This is a genomic window from Arthrobacter sp. B2060 (assembly GCF_059090445.1).
Map to the genome: position 1 here is coordinate 674,719 of NZ_JBNHFR010000001.1, position 22,129 is coordinate 696,847.

Below are 22,129 nucleotides of genomic sequence, written 5' to 3' on the forward strand. Positions count from 1 at the left end.
GCTGGTCATGAGGGGAAACCGGACGTAATGCGCCGCGTCAGGAAGCGGTTCCCGCCGCACGGGTGCCCTTCGGTCACACAGCGCAACAGGCCGTAAGAAGGGGTACATATGGCGACGTATTCGCTTCCGCAGCAGGGGATGTATGCCCCTCTGCCGGTCAATGTGTCGCGGACGTTAATGAGGGCTACGGGGCGTGACTGGAGACGTCAGAAGGCATCCCGCAGCAGTGCTGGGCAGAAAAGCTGCCCGGCACTCCCGATTGTTACACCAGGCACTGCGCGGCTAGCCGTTCATGCTTTGATGCGGGCGGCGCCAAGGTGCGGCGACGTCCTAGGTGTGGCGGCGCCTAGGTGCGGCAGGGCTCACGTGCGGGCAATCCGTGAGAAGGCACCGGCGCCGGAAGGAGCCTCGCGGTAAGCGTCGAGGGAGGCTCCTCGCATCGTCAGCCGCCTTGGCGCGGCAACCCGGACACCGTGTGCGGGTGCATTTCCGGCCAGCCGGTCCACGAGCATGTCCACGGCCAGCTCGGAAATCGGCTCCGCCCCCGCGCCGGCCGCTGCAGGATCAGCGACGCTGGGGACCAGTACGTCAAAGCCGGCGGGCTGCATGGCCGCTGAAATGATCACCTGTGCGACTCCGCGCCTGGCGAGTTCGCTGACAGTTTTGTCGTCCGCCGTGTGGGGCGGCAGGGCGCCCACAATGATTCCGTCTGCACCGCCGGACAGCATGAACTGCCGCCATGCGCCGCCTAGAATGATGACTGCCTGGTAGCCGTGCTTCGGAAGGATGACTGCGGCCGCCGCGGCCAGGGCGCGGTCCGGCGGCCACTCCAGGTCGCCGATGGCAATGGCGACGCGGTCTGTCCGGCCCAGGCGCATGCCCCGGGCTGCCTGGTTCGGCACGTACCCGAGCTCGGCGGCGGCAGCGATCACCCGGTCGTGGGTGGCCTGGCTGATCCTGGTCGTGCCGCCGTGCCGTCCGGACAGCACGTAAGACACCGTGGTCAGCGAGACCTTGGCCTGAACGGCAACGTCACGAATAGTCGGGTTTGATCCATTTTTCATAGTTCAGCCGTCATTGTGTGGATGGTCAGTGATGGTTCGAGCAGTGTCCCAGCCGTGCCGTCGGCGTCATCAGGCAAATCCATCGTCACATCCCCGGACGGCCGGCTTTATACGCTGGGGTGTAGAGCGCCCCGGCCCCTGAATCCCAGGCCGGCATGGGCACACACATGGCGGACGTGCCGGAAAATACGCCCTCCGCGGCAAGTATGTGGCTATGGGACCAAGGTGTCCGGGCGGCCATGACTTCCTCCAAGCCTGCACGACTATCTGTCCGTCGAACAGAGTTCATAGTGCGCCGTCGGGGTTCTGAAAACCTTGGAGGAGAGCTCCGGGGCGCCGACCCGCCCACCCGAATTGGTGGTGCGCCGCCACCACGCGTGGGACGCCCATGCCCGGCACTCCCTGGTTATTGCCGTCCTATTTGCCGTTATAGGGCGGCTCCGTTCAGGAGCTGTACGGCACACGCTCCCAGCTGAGCGCCTCTCCGTTTGACGCGTTGGGAGCAACGGTGACCCGCAGCCATTCGTTGGACGCGGCCGCGCCTTCCACCGTCACGCGGCGCAGGTTGCCCACGGTTTCCTGGCCGTAGACCTCAAGCCAGGGCGATCCCGCAGCCAGGGGCGAGTCGTCGTTGTAGATGTGGGAGTCACCGTTGAAGAGGTAGACCTGCCCGCCGAACTGCCGGGAACCTTGCGCGATGGCTTCGACAATCGGCCGGAAGCCGCTGACCAGCTCGGGGTTCTCCGTTACTCCCTGGGAGAGCATGTAGGGATCGAACATATCGGCCTGCGTCATCACCACGACGGCACGGGCGTTGGTCCGCCGGGCGTCGGCAAACGTCTGCTTCAGCTGCGCGACGTCCGCCGCCGTCCGGGACCGGACTTCCGCGAGCTGCTCGGTAGTGGGTTCGTCAAGTCCAAGCCCGGTCCATGGGAGCTGCGAATTGTTCGATCCCTGGACATTGACGACGGAGAAGGCCACACGCTGCTCTGCAAAGGTGACGTTCTCGGGCAGCCCCGCCTCATCAGCCGACTTCACGGGCATGTTTCCGCCGAGTGTTTTGCCAGGCTCGGCAAAGAACAGCTCGCGCAGTTCATCCAGGCGCTCCAAGGGGTTGTAGGAACCGTTGTTGACGCGGTGGCAGTCAACCCATTCGTTGTCGCCCGGCGTGTAGACCAGCGGAGCCTCGAAGCGGTCAAACTGGGCCTTGATGGCGGCGAAGTATTCGTTGCTGCACTCGGCCGATCCTGCCTTGATGTCTCCCAGGTGTGCCACGAAGCGCAGCTCGTCCTGGGTGTTCAGTTCCGTGACCATCTGCGGAAAGCGGTCAACCTGCTCGGCACCGTAAGGCACATCGCCGATCACGCCGAAGGAGAAAGAGTCCGGGTTAGGCTGGCGGCCCTGATCGTCGGCAACGGCGGCGCCGGCGAAAGCGGAGGAGGACAGGAGAGAAAGTGCAGCAGCGGCACCCAGGATTCGGGCAGGTGTAGGAATTGGCATGGCATGCTCCGTCACATCGTGTTGGGTTGGTGATGAGGGCGAAGCTAGCCGCCGCAAGCCACACGCACGGGAAGGCAAGGCGACGCGGAAATGAACACGGTTCCACAAGCGCCACCCGCACCGGCCCTTGGTCGCTACTGAACTGTTCACCATAGTTTCACCAGGGGTCTTGGTACGGGTGGCATGCTTCAAACTATGGATAAGCAGGACGAAACACCCCGCGCTATGGCCGACTCGCAAGTCTGGGAAACGCTGCGCGCAGCCCACACCGCCTACATGGCAGCAACCTCGCCGGCGTACGACGAGGTGCTCACCGAAGTCGCTGATCGAATTAAGGCGACCGCCAGCATCGGTAAGGCAGATATGGGGGCCCTGCTTTTCTGGAAACGGCTCCGTGCGGATACGCCATGGGTCCGGGACCTGATGAAAATGCAGGATTTGGAAGTGCGGGCGGTGACGGAGCGGGCTGTGGCTGCCGTGAACGACCTCTCGCTCTCCGTACCTAAAGCGGCTTCTGCCGGCCGGGGCGCGCTGTCGCCCTTGCCTGGCTTCGAAAAGGGAGACGCCTACGCGTCAGCTCTTCTGCTGGCCGCAGCGCCTTTGCGGATGGCAGTATATGACCGGCGCGCCAACGCCGGGCTGGAGTCCTTGGGCCGTACGCTCACCGCGGCGCCCGGCAGGTACAAGCGCTACATGGAGTTCGTGGAAGATCTGCGGTCGATCGCGAAGCGGCACGGTCACACCTGGACTGCCAGAGATGTCGACATCGCCCTCTACTGGCTCGGCGGCCCGAACCGGCTATCGGCATAAGGCGGGCCCGGCTGAGAGCGTTGGGTGACAGGGTGCGGGCCGTCACCAAAGCCCGGCCTGCTCTCTTGTAGACACCCAACAAAATCCCGTCGTCATGGAAAAACTAGCGTCGGCTGTGAGGCAAATCCGCAGCTAGTCAGCGCAAAGGACCATCAATGACGATCCAGGCAGCACTCCCCGCACAATACGAAATTCTCGAAACCGCCCGCCAACAGGTCCTCGAGGAGGGCCGGGGCCTGACGCAGGACCAGCTGGTGGACGTCCTGCGCCTGCCCGATGAAGCCATCCCCGCTGCGCTGCAGCTGGCCCACGAGGTCCGGCTGCGCCACTGCGGCGAGGACGTCGAGGTGGAGGGCATCATCTCCATCAAGACGGGCGGCTGTCCCGAGGACTGCCACTTCTGCAGCCAGTCCGGGCTCTTCGACTCCCCCGTGCGCGGAGTCTGGCTGGACATCCCCGAGCTGGTCAAGGCGGCGAAGGAAACGGCGGCCACCGGTGCCACGGAGTTCTGCATCGTCGCCGCGGTCCGCGGCCCCGACATCAAGCTCATGAACCAGATCAAGTTCGCGATCGACCGCATCAACGAAGCTGTGGACATCAACATCGCCTGCTCGCTGGGGATGCTCACCCAGCGGCAGGTCGACCAGCTCGCAGAGTGGGGTGTCCACCGCTACAACCACAACCTGGAAACGGCCCGCAGCTACTTCCCGGAGGTGGTGACCACCCACACCTACGAGGAACGTCTCGAGACCTGCAACATGGTCAAGGCCGCGGGCATGGAACTGTGCTGCGGCGCCCTGATCGGCATGGGCGAGTCCCTGGAACAGCGGGCCGAACTCGCGGCCCAGCTCGCCGCCCTCGAGCCGCACGAGGTTCCGCTGAACTTCCTGAACCCGAGGCCCGGGACCCCGCTCGAAAACCAGGGCATCATGGACGGCAAGGACGCCCTCCGCGCCATCGCAGCGTTCCGGCTCGCCATGCCGCACACCGTCCTGCGTTATGCGGGCGGGCGCGAACTGACACTTGGCGATCTCGGCACCCGTGAAGGCCTCCTCGGCGGCATCAACGCGGTCATCGTGGGCAACTACCTCACCACCCTGGGACGCCCCGCCACCGCCGACCTGAACCTGCTGGTCGAGCTGAACATGCCCATCAAGGAACTCCAGAAGTCTCTGTAAACATGGTCTCGCTAAGCTCAACCACCGGTCCGGCGCAGTTCTGCGGGCTCTGCGGCGAGCCGTCCCACGGCGGCGACGGCCCGGCGTCGAACGTTCACCACCGCTGCGCCGAGCGCCTGGCGATGGAACCGCCGCGCTACTGCGCCGCCTGCCGGCGCCGCATGAAAGTCCAGGTGACACCGGTGGGCTGGACGGCGGAATGTTCCCGCCACGGGGTGGTTGCCAGATGACACGGGTTTCGGCGCCGGCGGGACTGATCCAGCGGGACCGCGCACGGCTGTGGCACCCCTACGCGCCGGCTTCCCCGGACCTTCCGCTGTGGGAAGTGGAGGCGGCCGACGGCGTGCGGCTGCGGCTCCGCGGGGACGACGGCAGGCAGCATGAGGTGGTGGATGCGATGTCCTCGTGGTGGTCGGTGATCCACGGCTACCGCCACCCTGTGCTGGACGCCGCCGCGAAGCGGCAGCTGGACAGCTTCAGCCACGTGATGTTCGGCGGCCTCACCCATGCCCCGGCCGTGGAACTCGCCGAGCGCCTGGTGGACATGGCCCCGTCGGCGCCGGGCCGGTCCCGCCTGGAGCGCGTGTTCCTGGCCGACTCCGGTTCGGTTTCGGTGGAAGTTGCCCTGAAGCTTGCGGTGCAGTACCAGACCGCATCGGGTATGCCATCGCGGCAGCGGTTCCTGAGCCTTCGCGGCGGGTACCACGGCGATACTTTTGCGGCGATGGGCGTGTGCGATCCCGTGGACGGCATGCACTCCGCCTTTCCGGGTCTGCTCGCCGGCAACGTGTTTGCGCCCCGTCCCCCTGCCGCTGCTTCCGCGACACCCGAAACGGTGCAGGCGTGGGCGTCGGAGCTGCGGGGCCTCGCGGACGCACATTCCGGGGAGTTGGCCGCGATCATCGTCGAACCGCTCCTCCAGGGAGCCGGCGGCATGCACGCCTACCCGGCCGAATGCCTGACAGCACTGCGCCAGGTGGCGGACCGGCACGGGCTGCTGCTCATCTTCGATGAGATCGCCACCGGCTTTGGCCGCACCGGGGAGCTTTTCGCGGCCGTCCATGCCGGCGTCGTTCCGGACATCATGTGCGTGGGCAAGGCATTGACCGGCGGGTACCTGACGCTTGCCGCGATGCTCTGCACCGCGGATATAGCAGCCGCTGTGTCCGGCGGCCCGTCGGGGGCGCTCCTCCACGGCCCCACCTTCATGGGAAATCCGCTGGCCTGTGCGGTGGCGAACGCCAGCCTCGGCATCATCGACGGCGGCGGCTGGCGTGCCGACGTCGCCCGGATCGGCGCGGGACTGGGGGCCGGGCTGGCCCCCGCTCTGGAACTCGAGGCCGTCCGCGATGTCCGCGCCCTCGGCGCAGTCGGAGTCATTGAACTGCACGACGCCGTCGACGTCACAGCGGTCACTGCCGCGGCCATCCGGCACGGCGTCTGGGTCCGCCCCTTCCGTAACCTCGTCTACACCATGCCCCCATACGTCAGCACGGCGGCTGACATCGAACAGATCACTGCAGGCATGACGGCGGCCGTCGCCGAAATCCATGGGCACGAAGTCCATGAGGCCGAAGTCCACGGGCGCGCCCCGGCGCGGGAGTGCGTCCCAACAAGATCCGGCGGTGCAGCATGAGCACCTCGATGACGCAGTGGCTCCAGCGGCAGGCCGCAGTCCGGGACCGCCGGGGCCTGGTCCGCCGTCCGCTCCCCCGCGCCGCCGGCGAATACTTCATCGACCTGGCCAGCAACGACTACCTGGGCCTGTCCGCGGATCCGCGGCTCGCGGACGCTGCCGCGGCTGCCGCGTCGCGGTGGGGCTCAGGTGCCACATCCTCGCGGCTGGTGGCCGGGACCACGCAGCTGCACCTGGACCTCGAGCAGGAGCTCGCCCGCTTGGCCGGCATGGAGACGGCACTGGTGTTCTCCTCCGGCTACCTGGCGAATGTCGGTGTGATCACCGCGCTGGGCGGGCCGGGGACACTGATGGTCGCGGATGAACAGTGCCACGCCTCGATGATCGACGGGTTCCGGCTCAGCCGCTCACGCACGGAATCGTTCATGCACAACGACCTCGCGGCGGCCGGCCGCCTGCTGGCTGACCGGACGGAGCCCCGGGCGATCATCGCCGTCGAATCCCTGTACAGCGTGCTGGGTGACGAAGCCCCGCTGCCGGACCTGCTGGGCCTGGCCGAGCAGCATGATGCGGTGCTGCTGGTTGACGAGGCGCACAGCCTCGGCGTCATAGGCAGCGGCAGCTTTCAGGGCCGCGGTTCGGTGGCAGGGACCGCCCTGGCCGGGCATCCGAACGTGATCGTCACCGCGACGCTGTCAAAGGCCCTGGGCAGCCAGGGCGGAGCCGTCCTGGGATCCGCCCTGCTTCGCGAACACCTCATCAACCGGGCCCGGAGCTTCATTTTCGATACCGGCCTCGCGCCCGCCTCCGCAGCGGCAGCCCTCGCCGCGGTACGGATCATCCGGGACGAACCCTGGCGGGCGGCAGCCGTCCACAGCAACGCGGCGGCGCTTGCCGCCGGACTCGCCCCTGCCCTTGCAGCGCGCGGCGCCACCGTCTGTCCGACGTCCAGCGCCGTCCACTCCATCGCCATGCCGTCCGCCGAATCTGCCCTGGCAGCGGCCGACGCCGCCCGCACAGCCGGCGTCCGGATCGGCTGCTTCCGCCCGCCGTCCGTCCCGGACGGAGTCTCGCGTTTGCGGCTGACCGCACGCGCCACCCTGACACCCCAGGAAATCGAAGACAGCTGCGCGGTGCTTCGCAGCATTTTGGAGGAACTGCCATGAACCTGCCGGACATCATCCTGGTCACGGGAACAGACACGGGAGTCGGCAAGACAATAACGACGGCGGCCCTCGCCGCTGCCCTTAACAGGCAGGGTCGAAGCGTAGCAGTCTACAAGCCCTGCCAGTCAGGAGCCGCCGTGGGTGATTCCGATGCCGCCGAAATTGTCCGGTTGGCCGGGGCCGTGTCAGCACAAACCGGCGTCGTGCTGCGGGAGCCCCTGGCCCCGGTGGCGGCTGCCGCCGTCGACGGGACGGAGCTCCCCGGGGTGGCTGCGCACGCGGAGAAGATCCGCGACCTTGCCGCATGCCATGACCATGTCCTGGTTGAGGGCGCGGGCGGCCTGCTGGTGAAGCTGGACACCGACGGCGGCACCCTGGCGGAACTCGGGGCGCTCCTGGCAGCGGCATTTGTGCTCGTCGCCCGGCCGGGCCTGGGAACGCTGAATCACACGGACCTGACCCTTGAGGCGCTGGAGGCCCGGGGCCTTCGGACCCTTGGGATCGTGCTCGGCAGCTGGCCCGCCGACCCGGACTTTGTGCACATCGGCAACCGGCAGGTGCTCGGATCACTGGGCGTGCCGTTGCTCGGCGTCATTCCCGAGCAGGCCGCGGCACTCTCCCCGGCCACCTTCCGTGCCGAAGCAGGCACCTGGCTGAACGGCCTGTCCGCATGAGCCCGGCGTTGTCCCCGGCAGGATCCGCGGAGCCGCTCACCGAAAGCCCGGAGCCAGCGGAACGCCAGGAGCCAGCGGAGCGCTCCGGCCAGGCCCGGTGCCCCTATCTGGTGGTGCGTGACCCGGACGTAGTTCGGGAAGCGCTGCACCGACCCTCCGACTTCAGTCCCGCGAATGCCCTGATTGCCGTGACGCCGCTTGCGGGGCCCGCCCTGCGGGTGCTGCAGCGGGTGGGCTTCGCGTTGCCTCCGGTCCTGGCCAGCAACGATACCGACACGCATGCGGGGATCCGGAAGGTCGTGGCGGGCTATTTCACGCCGGCGAAGGTCGCGGCCATGGAGCCGCGTATCCGGGAACTCGTGCGGGAAGCGGCGGGGAACGCTGCCGCGCAGCTGGAGCCGTCCGGCCAGGTGGACCTCGTGCAGGCGGTGGCGGCGTTCCCGCCCGCCGTCGTCATGCTCGAACTCCTCGGGCTGCCCGTACGGGACCTGGAAGCCCTCAAAAAGTGGGGCCTGGACTCCATGGAACTGTTCTGGGGATGGCCCGGCGAGGACCGGCAGCTCGAGCTCGCCCGCAGCGCCGCCGATTTCTACGTCTGGCTGCGCCGGCTCGTCGCCGAGTCCGTGGCTGCCCCCGGACGAAACCTGTTCAAGTCGCTGTCCGAGCACGGGCTCTCCAGGCCGGAAATGTGTTCGCTCGGCTACTTCCTGCTGATCGCCGGCCAGGAAACAACCACCCAGCTGATCAGCACCACGCTGTTCCGGCTCCTGCAGGGATCCGCGCCACTGGAGTGGAAGGACGCGGCCTCGGCGGAGGGCTCGAGGTCCGTTGTCAGGCACGTCCTTGCCACCGAATCGTCGGTTCCCACGTGGCGCCGCGTGGCCGCGGAGGACACACTGCTTGGCGGGGACCTGATTCCGGCCGGCACCGAGATCCTCCTCGAACTGACCGCGAACCACATCACGACACCGGCCGAGTCCTCCCTGCCCGGCACGCCGGGCAGGGACACGCGGTCCCCCTTCGGCCTGGTTTTCGGATCCGGCATCCACCGGTGCCTCGGCGCCAAGCTGGCAGAACTCGAGGCGTCCGTCACCGTCCAGGAAACCGCCGCCGCTCTGCCGGGAATCCGGCTGCTGGACCATGAGCCCGAATGGATCCGGCTCCTGTCCTTCCAAGCGCCACGGACCGTCACGGTAACGAACAGGCCGGGGTGACAGGTTGTAGGTCACGGTCGAGCTGCTTTGGCCATTCTTAGGTACCGCCGCAGCGCTTGAAAACCCCGTGCTGTTGTTCCAGGTTCGCTGGCTAGTCTCCTCGCGCCTTCCGGGTTGCGGCGTCGTTGGCCTTCTGCAGGGCTGTGACCAGCTCGTCCTTGTTCATTTTCGAACGGCCGTCGATGTTCAGTTCCTGCGCACGCTTATAGAGATGCTCCTTCGACGCGTTGGCATCCACGTCACCGGCCGTGGGTTGAGACGAATCGAGTCCCTCCTCCGCGCGCTTGTCTGAAGGTCCCCGCTTCTCCTTCGGCTCCCAGTGGTCGCCCACCTTCTCGTAACTGTGCTTCAGCGAGGCGTAGGCTGCACGGGCAGCCCGGCTCTCATCGTTGTCGTAGGACTCGAGGGCGGAATCATAGGTTTTGGCGAACGTGTCCTGGGCTTTCTGCTCTGAGCGCTGCAGGGTCGAGGGAAGCTCGTCCTTGCGGGCGTGATCGTTCTTGCCGGTCTTAGGCATGTCACTCACTCCTTTATGCGCACGTTGATCGTTCAGATAGCACCAGCTTAATTGCCGATCTGGACGCCTGACTGCGTCGTTATGACCCGGGCAGATCCTGTCTAGCGGCAAGTACCGCCAAGTCGTAGATGAGCTGCTGCACCTCACGTTCATGACCTTGAGGGGGCAATGTCCGCGGCTTTAGGGCGGCTGGATCTGCAGGCGCGGGTCGTGGAACGGGAGCGGGAGGCGAGCCCTTGAACGGCTCGATGGAAAAAGGCTCCTTGTCCACAAACGGATCATGGAAAATTACTCGTGCCATTCGTTGCCCCCATTGCTGTATCTGCAGCTATCCAACAGCGAATCTGAACATCTTTCCAGTCACGCCTCATGCAGCGTCACAGGAATCAGAGGCAGCCTCGTGGAGGGATCGGAACAGCCGCGGGTACCGGATGCGGGAGTCAACGAGGGGTCTTGAACGCTTGTTCAACCTTCGCTACTGTCCTCCATATGACCCTGATCACAATGCACGAGAGGCCGGCCAACAAGAGGCAGCCCATCGACACCCGAGTTTTTCGGGCACGGCGGAACACCCCTACCCATGCTCGATTGTGAAGGGCCAGAAAACGTCAATACAGGTTTTTGCCGATCAAGTTCCATCTTGCTGAACGAGGAGATTCACCTTGAAGAGACCCATGAGCATTGCCTACACGAGTATCGCCATCGTGTCCCTGCTGGCCGCCGCTGGCTGCGCCGCCATCGACCAGGGCGCTGAGGGTGCGAAGAAGAGCCCCAACTCCGAGAATTGTGCGGTACAGGAACACGCGATGGGTCTGCGCTGGCAGCAGCAAAGCGCCGAGGCACAGGCGCTGCAGTCCCAGACCTACCGGATCGCTGGCGAGCGCCTCCAGGAGAGAGTCAAGCAGGCCAAGTCCAAGAACCTCGCGATTATCACCGATCTGGACGAGACCGCGATCGACAACACCGCGCTGTTGGCCCGCGACATGACCGCCTGCCACGACTACAGCGTCTGGGATACCTGGGCCCAGTGGGAGCTCGAGGGCTCGCCGTCCGCTATCCCGGGCGCCGCCGAGTTCTTCAAGATTGCCGATGAGATGGGCGTCTCGATCTACTACATCTCCGACCGGACCGAGGAGAACCTCGATGCCACCATCGCCTCACTGAAGGAGCTGGACTTCCCCCAAGTATCAAAGGACCACGTGAGGTTGCTAGGCCCGTCGAAGGAGGAGCGGCGCACCAAGATCCAGGAGAAGCACGAGGTCATCATGCAACTCGGCGATACATTACATGACTTCGCTGGGGACTATGCCGACGCGGATCTAGACCAGCAGCGGCAGCTCGTCGAAGAAGACGCCAAGCACTTCGGCGACGACTGGTTCATTCTGCCCAATCCCACCTACGGCTCTTGGGAGGATGCCGACCTCGACAAGTGGAACGCCGAGCTGGAAGTCACTAAGTGATCTTCCTGCAGGCATCTCCCGGAGCCTTTGCACTATTAGCGACGAGGACGCGCGGCGGACATGGTGCAGCGGGCGGCCAGCGGAATTCCCAAATGCATCCTCGCCAGCGACTACGGCATCATCCGGGAAACGCTGTACCCATCCCTGCGTGCACGCTTGTGAAGACGACCGCGACGATTTTATACATTCGTTAGATAAACCTCTGGTGCGCTTGGCTACCTACGAGTAATCTGGTTCACCAAGACGCCCCTTCGGGCGCAGGCTCAGGGACTCGCCCCTAGCCGCCGTCAGGGAATATCCCGTTCAGAGGCACGCCGTTATGCCCTTTTCTCAATACCGCTCTGCCCAAAAATCGAGGAAGAAAATGACCTCCACCAAAGCACTTCTCGCACTGCCGACCATCCTGGCCGCCACCCTGCTCACACCTGCAATGCCAGCTGCCGCCGCCGGCCCAGACCAGCCGGAAGGGCCGGCCTACATCCCTGCCGGCTTCGCCTGCCCTGACTTCAACGTCGGCTACACATGGACGGGCGGAGGAAACATTCACTACAAGGAGCTCTTCAACAAGGATGGCTCCGTGCGTGGCACCGTTGTGTCCTCCCTTGGAACAACGGAATTCACATACATCAACTATGGCCCGGACCCCTCGAACCCTGTGCCCGGCAAGACGTTTACTGCAACATCGGCGGGATCGAAGGTCACCACCGAATTCGAAGAAGATGCTTTCACCGTCACGATGACTGGGCGGAACAACTGGTTGACGCTAAACGGCCCTGACATTCCCGGAGGCGTCTCCACCACCCTGCACACCGGGCGCGTCACTTTCGCCTTCGACCTCACTACAGGCGCCGTCAACCTGGTGGGCTCACCAGGGCAGGAGATTGATCTCTGCGCGGAACTCCGGTAGGGCCGGCAGTCGGACCCGTGAAGAGCCGAGTCCTTGGTTCACGCCAGCACCAGGGCAACGAACGGACTTTTGACCACTCATAAACGCAGGAAGCCTGTCAGCTAATGCTGACAGGCTTCCTGCCTTTGGAAACATCCTAAGCCGGCATACGCATGGCAGAGCCGTCAGCCGATGGCCTGCTGTTCTTCTATGAAGCTTGCCCTGGGGCAGCGTCTGCCACGGCAACAAGACCGGGAGTGGCAAAGAGTTTCTCCGCCTCCCGTGCAACCAAGGTTCCCAATTGCTGAGCGGCATCGGAGGTGGTGCGGTAGCTGGGGGCCACGATACTGAGGGCTGCGGCCACCTTGGAGCCCACTATGACGGGTGCCGCCACAGCCGTTACATCCGCCTCGACGCCGTTGGCAACAACGGCATAGGTTCCGGCGTCTACCTGGCCGAGAAGAACCGCACCGGCAGCGCTTCCTTGGAGAGGAAATGTCCGGCCAACCCAGTTGATGTGGCGCACGGTGTGCGTACCCTCCTCGATCGCCAGATATAAGCCATGTGAGTTGTCCACCAGAACGCTCAGGTAAGCGGACTCACCGGTCTGCTCAACAAGGGACTGGAGCGCGACCCGGCTGGTGGCCACCAGTGATTCGTGACTCAGGGCCTGCACGCCGAGCTGCACCATCCTGAATCCTGGACGGTAGAGTCCGTCTTCCGTCCGGGTGGCAAACCCGTTGGCCTCAAGGGTCCGAAGCAGACGCAGCGCCGTGCTTGCAGACAAATCGACTGCCTTGGCTGCGTCAACGAGCTTTACGCCGTCATTCTCGCACACGGCACGCAGCAGCCCGAGTGTGCGGTCTGCGGCACGGGTGGTGGGGTCCTGCGTTGTTCGGGCGGTCATGCTTCCTCGCTAGGGCAGAAGGGGCTGGCTTTCACAACTGTAAAACTTCCATTTCACTGTACGGCAATTATTGTGCCCCAAACCATTGACGCTGCCCAGCGCCACGGAGTAACTTTCATGTGACGGCAGTTACGTTTTACTCTTTGAAACTTTCAACCGGAACATCCTGGAGAACCACATGTCACCAAAATCCCTTCCCGCGTACGTTTCGAGCCGGCGCGCTGTTGTCGCAGCGGGCTCGGCAGTCCTAGCCGGAATGCTTACCCTTACCGGCTGCGGCGCAGGCAGCCCGTCCTCGCCCGGAACGGCAGCAGCCACCCAAGGTGGAGGCGGAAGCGGCAACTTGGAGAAGGTGAGTGTGGGGTTGATTCCGATCACCGATGTCGCCCCGGTTTACTTGGGCATGCAGGAGGGCTACTTCCAGGAGGAGGGCATCGAGCTGGACGTCCAGCTGGCGCAGGGCGGGGCAGCTATTGTGCCTGCAGTTACCACCGGGGAGTACCAATTCGGGTACTCGAACGTTGTTTCCCTGCTGATCGCTCGGGACAAGGGGTTACCGGTGACGGTGGTATCGAACGGTTCAACCTCTACGAACGAGCCGGGAGCCGACACAACCGAGGTGGCGGCAATGCCAGACAGCGGCATCCAGGGCGCGGCCGACCTGGTCGGTAAGACAGTGGCAGTCAATGCTCTCAACAACTTTGCGGACATCACTATCCGAAACTCCGTTGAGAAGGCCGGCGGTGATCCGCAGGGCGTGAAATTCGTGGAGATGCCCTACCCGAATATGCCGGCCGCCCTCGAGCGGGGCGATGTCGATGCTGCATGGACAACCGAGCCCTTCCGGACGCAGATCCTCAAAGCCGGTGGAAAAATCGTGGCCAGTCCCATGACGGACATGGCCGAGAACTTCGATTCGGCCTTCTACTTCACGTCCCAGCAGACGCTGGAAAAGAATCCTGAACTCGTGGAGCGTTTCCGCAGGGCCTTGCACAAGTCGTTCGAATTCGCCTCAGCGAATGAGGACAAGGTACGCACCATCATCCAGGACTATGCAAAGGTCACGCCTGAACTCGCCGAGGCCCTGGTGATGTCCAAGTGGAACAAGGACGTCAACACGGACGCCCTTAAGAAGCTGGGCACCGCCGCCAAGGAGTACGAGGTACTGAAAAAGGACCCGAACTATGAGGCGATGATCGCCAAATAGGCGCCCAAGTGCACATTAGTTTCGTGCACGTCAGTCTCGTGCACGCGATCTCTCGGGAAGAAGAATGGACATAAACAGTAGGGCAAAGATGCCGCAAAGGGCCCGCCCACGGCCCAGCAAGCAACTGCTGGGCGCTGCCGGAATCGCAGGCTTTCTCCTGCTTTGGGAATTGGTACCAAACGTCGGAATCGTTGACGCCCGGTTCCTGCCGCCGGCCTCGGAGGTTCTGCTGGCTCTGGCCACGGACTTCAGTTATACCGCGTTCTGGATTGCAGTAGCTGAAACAATGCTCGCCTGGCTTATCGGCTTGGTGACTGCAGTCCTGGCCGCGACCTTGCTGGGCTTCGTCATAGGGTCCTCATCCTTCCTGCGGAAGTTCACCAACTCCACCGTCGAGTTCCTGCGCCCCATTCCCTCTGTGGCGCTGATCCCGCTGGCTGTTCTGCTGTTCGGAGTCAAGATGGAGTCGTCCCTGATGCTCATCATCTACGCATCGTTCTGGCAGGTCTTTATTCAAGTCCTGTATGGAGTGGCAGACGTGGACAACGTGGCGATGAACACCGCCAAGAGCTACGGGCTGGGCCAGTTCGCACGGATTCGCCACGTGGTATTCCCAACGGCGCTCCCCTACCTGATGACCGGGGTCCGCCTGGCCGCATCGGTCGCGCTGATCCTGGCGATTACCGCCGAGCTGGTCATTGGCTCTCCGGGGCTGGGGCGTGAAATTGCCCTGGCGCAATCCGGTGGGGCCATTGCGGGCATGTACGCCCTGGTATTGGCCACCGGCCTGATCGGGATCCTGATAAATCTGGTCATGCGCTTTATTGAGCGCAAGACCCTTTCCTGGCACTCCTCGGTGCGCGCAGAGGTGATCGTATGAAAATCCTAAAGGGAGTCGCCTATGCCGTGGGATTGCCCGCGATATTGGTCCTTATCTGGGCGGCGGCCACTGCCGGCGACGAAAACTTCTTCGTCCCCACACCCGCCACCCTAATCGGCACCTTTGCTGAGACGTGGTTCGGTGACCGCATCCTCTCCGATGTGCTGCCCAGTCTGGGCCGGCTTATTGTGGGCGTCACTGCCGCCATCATTATAGGAATTGTGGCGGGCCTGCTTATCGGATCGGTGAAATGGCTGCGGGACTTGACGGAGCCGGTCCTTGAGTTCTTTCGCGCCATCCCGCCGCCGGTGCTTGTCCCCGTGCTCATGCTGCTCATGGGCATCACTGACTCCATGAAGGTGGCAGTCATCATCTCCGGTTGCATTTGGCCGGTGCTGCTGAACACCATCGAGGGCGTGCGCGCCGTCGACGGTGTACTGTCGGACTCCGCGCATACCTACGGCATTTCAGGAGCGGCCCGCATTCGCCACCTTGTCCTGCCCAGCGCCAGCCCGCAGATCATGGCCGGAGTGCGCCAGTGCCTGTCCATCGGACTGATTTTGATGGTTATCTCCGAAATGTTCGCCTCCTCCTCCGGGCTGGGCTTCACCATCGTCCAGTTCCAGCGATCCTTCGCCATCCCAGAGATGTGGTCCGGCATCGTGATCCTGGGCCTGGTGGGAGTGGCCTTGTCCTTCATTTTCCAATTCACCGAGCGCCGTATCCTGCGCTGGTACCACGGCCTGCGAGAGGTAGAAAATGCCGTCTGAAACCACTGACAAGAACATCATCGCTGGCCGTGTGCCAGGAGCCGCCCCGGACCGTCAGGCCATGCTCTCAGTACGGGGGCTGAAGAAGGTCTACCAGACCGACGGCGGGCCCGTGGAAGCCGTGCGGAACCTGACCTTTGACCTCCGTGCAGGCGAGCTCGCCTGCCTGGTGGGTCCGTCTGGATCGGGCAAGACGACGCTCCTCAAGTGCATTTCCGGGCTCATGGCGCCGACGGAAGGTCAGGTGCTTTTGGACGGGGTGCAGGTTTCCGGCCCACCCAAGAAAATGGCGGTGGTCTTCCAGGAATATGGCCGCTCACTCTTCCCCTGGATGCGCGTACGCGAGAACGTCGAACTACCACTGAAGAACCAGCGCGTACCGAAGGTAGAACGCGACAGGCTAGTCGACGAGGCCCTCGAAGCGGTGGGCCTGTCCCACGTTCCGATGTCCTACCCCTGGCAACTGTCAGGCGGTATGCAGCAACGCGTGGCCATCGCCCGCGCCGTCGCCTACCAGCCCGAAGTCCTGCTGATGGACGAACCGTTCGCCGCCGTCGACGCCCAGACCCGGGCCGATCTGGAAGACCTGATCCGCACCGTGTGGAAGAAGCTGGGCGTCACAGTCCTGTTTGTCACCCACGACATTGACGAATCCGTGTACCTGGGCGAGCGGGTTATCATCCTCTCGTCCTCCCCCACAGTCATTCAGGAGGACCTACACATCGACCTCCCAGCGGAACGCGACCAGCTCAACACCCGGTCTCTGCCGCGGTTCACTGAACTGCGCCACCACGTTTACGAGCAGATTCAATTGGCCAAGGCTGGTCACCGCCCCGCCGCCGCAACAAAGTAAACACCATCGCCTCTTCTTCTTTCCTCATCTAGGAGTCCCTTATGGCACCCGCCGATTTCACTACCGGTGCCCGCCCGGTCAAAGCAGCCCGCGGCACCGAGCTCACCGCTAAGTCCTGGCAGACGGAAGCCCCGCTGCGCATGCTCATGAACAACCTGGACCCCGAGGTCGCCGAACGCCCGGACGATCTGGTGGTCTATGGCGGCACGGGCCGCGCGGTCCGTTCCTGGGCTGCGTTCGATGCCATCACCCGGACCTTGGAAACCATGGACAAGGACGAGACGCTGCTGGTCCAGTCCGGCAAGCCGGTGGGTGTGTTCCGCACCAATGAGTGGGCGCCGCGCGTGCTGCTGGCCAACTCCAACCTTGTCGGGGACTGGGCCAACTGGCCCGAGTTCCGCCGGCTCGAGGCCGAGGGCCTGATGATGTACGGCCAGATGACCGCCGGCTCATGGATCTACATCGGCACCCAGGGCATTCTGCAGGGCACGTTCGAGACCTTCGCCGCGATCGCCCGCAAGCTCACCGGGGACGAGAACGGCACCCTCGCCGGGACCCTGACCCTCACCGGCGGCTGCGGCGGGATGGGCGGCGCCCAGCCGCTGGCCGTCACACTGAATGACGGCGCCTGCCTGATCGTCGACGTCGACGAGACCCGCCTGCGCCGCCGGGCCGGCAAGCGCTACCTCGACGAGGTGGAAACCGACCTCGACGCCGCGATCGCCAAAGTGCTCAAGGCCAAGGAGGAGCGCCGCGGCTGGTCCGTCGGTTATGTCGGCAACGCCGCCGAGGTCTTCCCCGAGATCCTGCGCCGCCACCAGGCCGGCGAACTCACCGTCGACATCGTCACGGACCAGACCTCCGCCCACGATCCGCTGAGCTACCTCCCCGAAGGCATCTCAGTGGAGGAATGGCACCGCGAGGCCGAGGCTGACCCGGAAGGCTTCACCAAGAAGGCCCAGGCGTCCATGGCCCGGCACGTCCAGGCCATGGTCGAATTCCAGGACGCCGGCGCCGAGGTGTTCGACTACGGCAACTCCATCCGCGACGAAGCCCGCAAGGGCGGCTACGCCCGGGCCTTCGAATTCCCCGGCTTCGTCCCCGCCTACATCCGCCCGCTGTTCTGCGAGGGCCTGGGACCGTTCCGTTGGGTCGCGCTCTCCGGAGACCCGGAGGACATCGCCGTCACCGACGCCGCGATCAAGGAACTCTTCCCGGAGAACAAGCACCTGCACCGCTGGATCGATGCCGCCGCTGAGCGCGTGGAGTTCGAAGGGCTGCCGGCGCGCATCTGCTGGCTGGGCTACGGTGAGCGGGCCAAGGCCGGGCTGCTGTTCAACCAGCTCGTGAAGGAAGGCAAGGTCAAGGCGCCCATCGTGATCGGCCGCGACCACCTCGACTCCGGCTCCGTCGCCTCCCCCTACCGCGAGACCGAGGCCATGGCCGACGGCTCTGACGCCATCGCCGACTGGCCCCTGCTTAATGCCCTGCTCAACACGGCCTCCGGTGCCACCTGGGTCTCGATCCACCACGGCGGCGGAGTCGGCATCGGCCGCTCCATCCACGCCGGCCAGGTCTCTGTCGCCGACGGAACCGACCTCGCCGCCGAAAAGCTCGAACGGCTCCTCACCAACGACCCCGGGATGGGCGTCATCCGTCACGCCGACGCCGGCTACGACCGCGCACTCGACGTCGCCAAAGAACGCGGCGTCCGCATCCCCATGCAGGAAGTCAGCCAGAACGCATCGGTGATTCGTTAGGAGACTTCCTTGCAGTGGTTATGCTTCTCTCCGTCGCATGGCCACTACAGGGAGTAGCTGGTTATGCTCCATACAAAAAGATATGCACCCTCGGACTACACGCAAATGCCGTGGAAAAACGGCGGGGGGCGCACTACAGAGCTAATCCGTGAGGGGCCAAGCGAAGAATACACGTGGCGCCTGTCCATGGCTGAAATCGCTATTGACGGACCGTTCTCCAGTTTCCCGGGTATGCAGCGCATCATCACGGTGATCCAGGGCGCCGGCGTGTACCTGGACCTTGGCGGCTCAAACGAAGCGCTTGTCCCGTTCCAAACGCTAGCCTTCGATGGCAGTTGCAATGTTAATTGCAAGCTACGTGACGGTCCCGTCCAGGACATCAACCTCATCTACTCACCGAAGCACGTTTCACCTCGATGGGAATGGATAGGCCAAGGGCAAGCTCGTGACTTCACAACCTCCGCCGATACAACTCTCATATTCAGTTCTGCGTCCGAAACATCGATCATGTCTGAAGAGTTTTCACAGATTGATCTTCCGAGAGGACACCTCTTAGAAATAAGGAACACAACCGACCCTGGAAACTTCAGACTCAAGGTGGCGGGAGCTCAATGTTTGGTCATCTCTCTCACCCAACGGGGATCTCAACCCACCCCTAAATCAAGGCACACCTAGCTGAATCGAGGACACCTCGTGTGCGCCCAAAACCGTACCCGCACCCAGCCAAGGCAAGCAACGGCGGGATACTAAAGACATCAAACACAGGAACCAAACGGAATCCAAAGCTATGAATACGACGACCTCGAAGCCGCAGGCCCTGCGGCGGCCCTTATGACCGCTCGAGCGGTCATAAGGGCCGCTACTGTTATCGGAACACAGGTAACCGACTAACGGATATTGTGTCCGTTTGTCTCACCCGCGAAAAGGGGCTTGGAGTCACAGTAATCCCTGTGGACCTCTAGTTAGTCAGAGTCCTGGAAGCAGAGATACAGGAACTGCGACGCTCCAAGGGCAAGAAGATGGCCCGCCGATGGGGGACCGACGGGCTCTCAAATGTCGACCGTGCGGGGGAACAGTCTTTAGACATGTCGCCGCCTCGGGGTCGCCAGGACGGCGAGACGGCGAGATGCGACAGCTGGCGAGACTTCCCCAAGGCACAAAAGCGGGATGGCGGCTGCGTTTCACAGGCGCTTCATTCAAGGTCAAAAAGCTGGTTTTCCTCCCTCCGGCGCAGCAGTGCGATGCCGGTCACCGGCGTGATTTCCCTTCTCCACCAGGTCGGCCGCCCATGGTCGAATCCCGTGGTGAAACAACATGCCGTCGGGCAGCCCCTGGACGGTAGCGATGGAATCGGAGATGTCTATGGTGATACGGCTGTTTGCCATGGGTGCGTTGGTGATGTGCAGGTCGCCGTAGGATGCCGGGAGCACGGGATGCAGCCAGAGGCCGCCGCGGCCCACGTCGGCGTAGTAGCCCATCAGGCCCTTGATCAGCTGGATGGGCGTTGTCGCAGCCCAAGCCTGCGGTGAGCATGCCGTGGGGTAGGGAACCGGTTCGTCGTAGTGCTCGCGGCTGAAGCCACAGAACAATTCGGGCAAACGTCCTTCCGAGTACTCGGCGGCCTCAAACAGAGCTGTGGAGATCTGCTGAGCCTCCTTGACGAAGCCGTAGCGCAGGAGCCCGGCAGCGATAATTGCATTGTCGTGGGGCCAGACTGATCCGTTGTGGTAGCTTGCCGGGTTGTAGGCGCCCATGTTGCTTGCCAGGGTCCGCACGCCCCAGCCGCTGAACATTTCCGGGGACATGAGCCGTTCGGCCACCGCTGGCGCCTTGTCCTTGTCGATGATGCCGAACAGCAGGCATTGGCCCATGTTGGATGCGCATGCATCGACCGGCCGCTTGTGGCCGTCCAAGGCGATTGCATAGTAGCCCCGGTCGGGCAGCCAAAACTGTAGGTTGAATTGCCTCTTCAGCTCCGCCGCGCGGTCCCGGTACTGGGCACCCACGTCTATGTCGCCTGCGTCGAAGGCAATCCATGAGCGTGCCAGGTAAGCGCTGTAGACATAGGCCTGCACCTCGCACAATGCGATGGGTGGCTCTGCCATCCTGCCGTCGGCAAAGTTGATTCCATCCCACGAATCCTTCCAGCCCTGGTTGATGAGGCCGCGGTCGCTGAGTCGTGCATACTCGACAAAGCCGTCGCCGTCCTTGTCGCCGTAGTCGCGGATCCAGTCCAGCGCGAGGTCAACGTGTGGCAGCAGGGCTGAGATGGATTCTGCCGCAAATCCCCATCGGCTGACTTCGCCGAACAGGGCCACAAAGAGCGGGGTGGCGTCCACGCTGCCGAAGTAGGCGGACTTGCCGCCCAGCGCCAGCCCGCTGGAGACATCAAGCCGGACTTCGTGCAGGATCTTGCCCGGTTCTTCCTCGCTGATTTCATCCACGACCTTCCCTTGGCGGTCCGCGAGGGTCTGGATGGTGCCGAAGGCCAGGGACGGATCCACCGGTAGCGCCATCAGGGATGCCCAGAGCGAGTCGCGCCCGAAGAGGGCCATGAACCATGGGGCACCGGCGGCAACTACGATCCTGTCCGGGTGGCCGGGATCTTCGATGCGAAGCGCTCCCAGGTCGTCGTAGCTGCGCCGCAGGGTCCGTTCGATTGAGTGGTTGCCGATGTGCAGCACCGGAATCTTGGCCACCCAGTCCTGATGGCGCCGATCGCGGGGAGACAAGTCGCCCTCGTTCGACCGAGCAAGCCGTGCCACGGGACTCCTTCCGTCGACGAGGGGCACCACGCTCACGGTGGTGCTCCATTGTCCGTGTGGCGGGACGATGATGCGATAGGTCAGTTCCTCCGGGGTGATGTCGGCACCGCTCGCCGATACTAGGACGCCCTTCCGAATCTCCTGCCAAGACGCCCTGATAGTTAATGAATCGCCATTCGCTTCGCGGGATTCGTCCCAGCGCCGCTGGATGCGCGCCTCTTTCACCTCGAAGAGATCTGCGAAATCCGCCTCGACCTGAAGGGTGACTACGCACTCGGCAGAGGCCGGTGAGTAATTTAGGACAGTGATCTGCTCCAGGATGCCGGCCCCTACCTCTCGGAGGCGTTCAACAATCAACGGGCTGTCCGCGGATCCGTCCCATTGCGGTACACGTGCGACAAACAAGGCACGATAAGGTTCCCTCGTCTTCGCCGCCAGCGACTCCAGTGGCACACCATTAAGGGTCAGATCCCAGCGGGACAGGACGCGGGTGTCTTCGAAGAAAACCCCGTGCGGGAACCCGGGACGGATATCGCCGTTCGCCCCGGAGATACAAAAGGACGAGCCTTCCACCAAGGTGACGGAGCCTGGCCCCGCAGTCCCGGCAGCAGTGTCAGCATTCCATCCGGCCATCCCGGCTCCTTCTCCAACGGCGAAACACCCCGCGGATTCCCGCTAACGCCCTGTTCAAAATGACGCTACGCCCAAGGGACAAAAGACACCAGCACTCATGCCGCAGGGCCGGCACTGCGTTGACGCGCTGGATACAGGAGGTGGACCAGGTTCGCGAACGGTACCTGAGCCAGCGGCACTGCAATAGCCGTTCCGATTACCGCCAGGATCATTGCGCGGTTGCTCTTTTCGTTCGTTTCGATCCTGTTG

At 63.9% G+C, this 22,129-nt stretch carries 20 protein-coding genes; 15 read left to right on the forward strand and 5 right to left on the reverse strand.

The genetic code is table 11. The annotated features are described in order from the left end of the window. Positions 1-362: 362 nt before the first annotated feature. Complete coding sequence (locus AC5RUM_RS03225; protein WP_494033572.1) at positions 363-1,064, reverse strand: LacI family DNA-binding transcriptional regulator; 702 nt, start codon at positions 1,062-1,064, stop codon at positions 363-365. Between the two features lie 444 nt (positions 1,065-1,508). Beyond that, on the reverse strand, positions 1,509-2,564 hold the full coding sequence (locus AC5RUM_RS03230) for a hypothetical protein (protein WP_494033573.1): 1,056 nt from the start codon (positions 2,562-2,564) through the stop codon (positions 1,509-1,511). A gap of 195 nt (positions 2,565-2,759) precedes the next feature. Between AC5RUM_RS03230 and AC5RUM_RS03235 the strand changes: the two genes are divergently transcribed. From AC5RUM_RS03235 to AC5RUM_RS03265, 7 genes are all read left to right on the forward strand, one after another. Beyond that, positions 2,760-3,374, forward strand: coding sequence for a hypothetical protein (locus AC5RUM_RS03235; protein ID WP_494033574.1), 615 nt, complete (start codon positions 2,760-2,762; stop codon positions 3,372-3,374). Between the two features lie 155 nt (positions 3,375-3,529). After that, positions 3,530-4,552: a biotin synthase BioB gene (gene bioB / locus AC5RUM_RS03240; protein ID WP_494033575.1), complete on the forward strand. Its 1,023-nt coding sequence runs from the start codon at positions 3,530-3,532 to the stop codon at positions 4,550-4,552. 2 nt (positions 4,553-4,554) lie between these two features. Continuing rightward, complete coding sequence (gene bsaP / locus AC5RUM_RS03245; RefSeq protein WP_494033576.1) at positions 4,555-4,782, forward strand: biotin synthase auxiliary protein BsaP; 228 nt, start codon at positions 4,555-4,557, stop codon at positions 4,780-4,782. Then, the gene (locus tag AC5RUM_RS03250; RefSeq protein ID WP_494033577.1) at positions 4,779-6,188 is read left to right on the forward strand and encodes an adenosylmethionine--8-amino-7-oxononanoate transaminase; all 1,410 of its coding nucleotides are present in this window, start codon (positions 4,779-4,781) and stop codon (positions 6,186-6,188) included. Before bsaP ends, AC5RUM_RS03250 begins: the two co-directional genes overlap by 4 nt. An 8-nt stretch (positions 6,189-6,196) precedes the next feature. Beyond that, on the forward strand, positions 6,197-7,354 hold the full coding sequence (locus AC5RUM_RS03255; protein ID WP_494033880.1) for an 8-amino-7-oxononanoate synthase: 1,158 nt from the start codon (positions 6,197-6,199) through the stop codon (positions 7,352-7,354). Continuing rightward, entirely contained in the window at positions 7,351-8,028 is a 678-nt protein-coding gene (bioD, locus tag AC5RUM_RS03260) for a dethiobiotin synthase (protein WP_494033578.1), read from the forward strand. The genes AC5RUM_RS03255 and bioD overlap by 4 nt, the downstream gene beginning before the upstream one ends. Next, positions 8,025-9,242 (forward strand): cytochrome P450, encoded by a 1,218-nt coding sequence (locus AC5RUM_RS03265; protein ID WP_494033579.1) that lies wholly within the window; start codon positions 8,025-8,027, stop codon positions 9,240-9,242. The genes bioD and AC5RUM_RS03265 overlap by 4 nt, the downstream gene beginning before the upstream one ends. 91 nt (positions 9,243-9,333) lie before the next feature. On the opposite strand, the gene AC5RUM_RS03270 is transcribed toward AC5RUM_RS03265, so the two are convergent. After that, complete coding sequence (locus AC5RUM_RS03270) at positions 9,334-9,759, reverse strand: ChaB family protein (RefSeq protein ID WP_494033580.1); 426 nt, start codon at positions 9,757-9,759, stop codon at positions 9,334-9,336. A 674-nt stretch (positions 9,760-10,433) separates the two neighbouring features. Here AC5RUM_RS03270 and AC5RUM_RS03275 point away from each other — a divergent pair. Then, a complete protein-coding gene (locus tag AC5RUM_RS03275) occupies positions 10,434-11,219 on the forward strand; it encodes a 5'-nucleotidase, lipoprotein e(P4) family (protein ID WP_494033581.1) in 786 nt (261 codons plus the stop codon). 364 nt (positions 11,220-11,583) lie between these two features. Further along, complete coding sequence (locus AC5RUM_RS03280) at positions 11,584-12,126, forward strand: hypothetical protein (RefSeq protein WP_494033582.1); 543 nt, start codon at positions 11,584-11,586, stop codon at positions 12,124-12,126. 187 nt (positions 12,127-12,313) lie between these two features. Here AC5RUM_RS03280 and AC5RUM_RS03285 read toward each other — a convergent pair whose 3' ends face one another. Then, the gene (locus AC5RUM_RS03285) at positions 12,314-13,012 is read right to left on the reverse strand and encodes an IclR family transcriptional regulator (protein WP_494033583.1); all 699 of its coding nucleotides are present in this window, start codon (positions 13,010-13,012) and stop codon (positions 12,314-12,316) included. A gap of 178 nt (positions 13,013-13,190) precedes the next feature. Here AC5RUM_RS03285 and AC5RUM_RS03290 point away from each other — a divergent pair, with 178 nt between their 5' ends. The 6 genes from AC5RUM_RS03290 to AC5RUM_RS03315 all read left to right on the forward strand — a co-directional run bounded on the left by AC5RUM_RS03290 (position 13,191) and on the right by AC5RUM_RS03315 (position 19,157). Next, complete coding sequence (locus tag AC5RUM_RS03290) at positions 13,191-14,219, forward strand: ABC transporter substrate-binding protein (RefSeq protein ID WP_494033584.1); 1,029 nt, start codon at positions 13,191-13,193, stop codon at positions 14,217-14,219. A gap of 64 nt (positions 14,220-14,283) precedes the next feature. After that, positions 14,284-15,099 (forward strand): ABC transporter permease, encoded by an 816-nt coding sequence (locus AC5RUM_RS03295; protein ID WP_494033585.1) that lies wholly within the window; start codon positions 14,284-14,286, stop codon positions 15,097-15,099. Then, positions 15,096-15,869 (forward strand): ABC transporter permease, encoded by a 774-nt coding sequence (locus tag AC5RUM_RS03300; RefSeq protein ID WP_494033586.1) that lies wholly within the window; start codon positions 15,096-15,098, stop codon positions 15,867-15,869. The genes AC5RUM_RS03295 and AC5RUM_RS03300 overlap by 4 nt, the downstream gene beginning before the upstream one ends. Next, positions 15,859-16,722 carry an ABC transporter ATP-binding protein gene (locus AC5RUM_RS03305; RefSeq protein WP_494033587.1) on the forward strand — a complete coding sequence of 288 codons (864 nt, stop codon included), beginning with the start codon at positions 15,859-15,861 and terminating at the stop codon, positions 16,720-16,722. Before AC5RUM_RS03300 ends, AC5RUM_RS03305 begins: the two co-directional genes overlap by 11 nt. Positions 16,723-16,763: 41 nt before the next feature. Continuing rightward, positions 16,764-18,482 (forward strand): urocanate hydratase, encoded by a 1,719-nt coding sequence (gene hutU / locus AC5RUM_RS03310; RefSeq protein ID WP_494033588.1) that lies wholly within the window; start codon positions 16,764-16,766, stop codon positions 18,480-18,482. 63 nt (positions 18,483-18,545) lie between these two features. Continuing rightward, positions 18,546-19,157, forward strand: a complete 612-nt coding sequence (locus AC5RUM_RS03315) for a HutD/Ves family protein (protein ID WP_494033589.1) — start codon at positions 18,546-18,548, stop codon at positions 19,155-19,157. Positions 19,158-19,684: 527 nt separating this feature from the next. Here the strand turns inward: AC5RUM_RS03315 and AC5RUM_RS03320 are convergent. Further along, the gene (locus tag AC5RUM_RS03320) at positions 19,685-21,880 is read right to left on the reverse strand and encodes an amylo-alpha-1,6-glucosidase (RefSeq protein WP_494033590.1); all 2,196 of its coding nucleotides are present in this window, start codon (positions 21,878-21,880) and stop codon (positions 19,685-19,687) included. Positions 21,881-22,129: the final 249 nt, after the last annotated feature.